Genomic DNA, 228 nt, shown 5'->3' with positions numbered 1-228 from the left:
GTAAAGCCGACATGGCCGTGACAATGATCAAAGGACTGTACGTCATCGAAGCCGCGATTAAAGACCAACCAGCCGAACAGAAATATCAAATTCGACAAGAAAAAAGCCTGCCCCAGCTCAATAAACTCAGAGCATGGCTGGACAAAGCGTTGCAACAAACCCTGCCAAAAGGAAAAACCGGCGAAGCCTTAGCCTACCTCGATAAAAACTGGGACAAACTAACGGTCT

General features: G+C 47.4%; 1 protein-coding gene. It reads left to right on the top strand.

Features of this window, described 5'->3' with window-relative positions:
* On the top strand, positions 1 to 228 hold a 228-nt coding region (locus WG929_RS21445), incomplete at both ends, for an IS66 family transposase (RefSeq protein WP_435873329.1).

The sequence above is a fragment of the Oceanobacter antarcticus genome (assembly GCF_044962685.1).
Taxonomy (GTDB): Bacteria; Pseudomonadota; Gammaproteobacteria; order Pseudomonadales; family Oceanobacteraceae; genus Oceanobacter; species Oceanobacter antarcticus.
This window is presented reverse-complemented; position numbering and strand designations above follow the sequence as displayed.